This is a genomic window from Sulfitobacter sp. HI0129 (genome assembly GCF_001635395.1).
Classification (GTDB): domain Bacteria; phylum Pseudomonadota; class Alphaproteobacteria; order Rhodobacterales; family Rhodobacteraceae; genus Sulfitobacter.
Genome location: NZ_LWGH01000301.1, coordinates 1 through 2,186, shown reverse-complemented (window position 1 = coordinate 2,186; position 2,186 = coordinate 1). Strand labels below are relative to the sequence as shown.

Sequence of the window (2,186 nt, the reverse complement as noted above, 5' to 3'; positions counted from 1 at the left end):
CGTGGAATAGAGACGATGATCCTGTCCGACGCGCTCGAAGGTGAATCCCGCGATCTGGGCCGCACGATCGGGCGGATGGCCCGTTATGCCGGGGCCCGGGACCGGTCCGCGCCCCTGCTGTGGCTTTCGGGCGGTGAAACCACGGTAACCCTGCGCGGCAGCGGCAAAGGCGGCCCCAACACCGAGTTTCTGCTCGCCCTCGCCGCGGAAATCGACGGCAGGCGCAACATCACCGCACTCTCCGCCGATACCGATGGCATCGACGGGAGCGAGGATAACGCTGGCGCCTTCGCCGATGGCGGCACGGCAGAAAGGCTCCGTGCACAGGGGCTGACCCCCGATGCGCTTCTGGCGCAAAACGACGCCTTCACCGGCTTCGCCGCGCTTGGCGATCTCTTTTCGCCGGGGCCCACCGGCACCAACGTCAACGACTTCCGCGCGGTCCTTATCCGCTGACCGCGCGAAAGCCGCTTTTGCCCCGTATCAGGGACGAACCGCCGGTCCTACTTCGCGGCCTCGGGAAAGGCGGGCAGCTTATCCACGTGGCGCGGATCGTGCTGGATGATCAGCATCGCGCCTGTGTTTTCCGCCAGCCGGGTCAGCCGGTCAATCGAGGCGAGCGTTTCCGCCCGGTCGTAGTTGAACGTCGGCACGCCCACATTCGCGATCTGCTCCTCGAAATGCACCACGTCGCCCGACAGGATCACCGGCCCTGTTTCCGGCAGTTTGACCATCAGCGCGGTTTCGCCGGGGGTATGGCCGGGCATCGTCAGCATGGTGACCGTACCGTCGCCAAAGATATCCTTGTCGCCGGTGGTCTGTTCGACCTCACCATCGCCTGACAGCCAATGCGCCAGCGGTTCCGGGTCTGCAAAGCCCTGGGCAAAGGGCGGCAGGGGCTCCATCTTCAGCGTCTCGAAATCCTGTTTGCCGATGAACAGTTTCGCATTCTCGAAACTGGGGGCCTGACCAGTGTGATCAAAGTGATAATGGCTGATCCCCAGCAGATCGATGTCCGCTGGTTCCAGGTCGAGCTGGGCCAGTTGTTCCGGCAAATCCGCTTTGAGCGTAGGGGAAATCGGGGCCGCCGGATCCTGTTCCGCCCCCTTCAGCCCGGCAGGCAGCCCGGCATCCCAAAGCAGGTATTCCTCGCCGTGCTGGATGAGGTAACAACTCCCCACAAGGCTTTTGCTTTCGTCGGCATAGGCATTGGTATCGGAAAACAAATTCAGGAAATTGACGTCGATATTCCCGCAGTCGAGCCGCCAGAGCTTGACCTGCGCGCCCTCGGAATCTTGCGCCGCGAGTGGCGCGGCAGACAGACCGAAAGCGGCGATAAGGGGAATGAACTTGTGATGTCGCATGGGACCTCCAACTGGTATGTGTGCCTGTCAGGATGGGGTGCGGCCCGGTACTGTCAAATCAGCAGGGGTCCAATCCGTGCAGTCTCACGCTATTGTGCGCGCAGCTCACACCCGGATCGTCACTTCGCTGATGGAGGCATCGACCGTGCGGCAAGCGGCTAGGATGCGCGTCAGCAGATGGGTCTGCACATATGCCCCGTGAAACCGGCTCGGCGCGCGCAGGGTCAGCCGCCCCCCTGCCCTGTCCGACCGTTCCAGCGCATGCAGCCAACTGCCGTAAAGGCCGGGGTCTTCGGTATGCAATAGAGTCTGTGCAAGGCTCCATTCACACTCATCGTCGAGACTCGGGGGCGGGACGCTTCCCTTGATCGGAAGTGGTATCACGGTGCCTTGCTCCGGCGCGCCCTGCATCCTGAGGTCGAAGTCCGGGCCCACATGCGTCCACTCCCCGCGCGTCGCCTCCAGCACTTGCGACAGGTCGATGCGGTATTCGGTCACCCGCCCCCGCGTGCCCTGCCGCTTGACGACGAGCCACCCCAGCGCCCGCAGCTTCGCCATTTCCCGCTTCACGGTACGCTCATCCACGGACCAGAGCCGCGCGATCTCTCGCTGGCCCACGGCAAGTTCATTGCGCGCCCAGTTGTATCGCGCGGTGATCAGGGTGATGAACCGCAGGCCGAGCCGCATCTGCGTCTTTCCCCCGGCCAGCGCATGGGCCCCGAGCGCCGTCAGCACGTCATATTTCTGCGAAGCCGACGTGGCCTTCGCGTTCTGCTAAGAAAGCATTATACTGTCCTGCATCGGGTACGCACCTGCTTGCGC

Annotated in this window: 3 protein-coding genes; 1 reads left to right on the top strand and 2 read right to left on the bottom strand. The window is 63.5% G+C overall.

Annotated features, from left to right (window positions below; translation table 11 throughout):
- The coding region (locus A3764_RS06960; protein WP_330220513.1) for an MOFRL family protein at nt 1–456 on the top strand (456 nt) is incomplete at its 5' end.
- A gap of 47 nt (nt 457–503) precedes the next feature.
- On the opposite strand, the gene A3764_RS06955 is transcribed toward A3764_RS06960, so the two are convergent.
- Entirely contained in the window at nt 504–1,364 is an 861-nt protein-coding gene (locus tag A3764_RS06955; RefSeq protein WP_067924444.1) for an N-acyl homoserine lactonase family protein, read from the bottom strand.
- 105 nt (nt 1,365–1,469) lie between these two features.
- Nucleotides 1,470–2,099: a hypothetical protein gene (locus A3764_RS06950; RefSeq protein ID WP_150122095.1), complete on the bottom strand. Its 630-nt coding sequence runs from the start codon at nt 2,097–2,099 to the stop codon at nt 1,470–1,472.
- Nucleotides 2,100–2,186 lie beyond the last annotated feature (87 nt).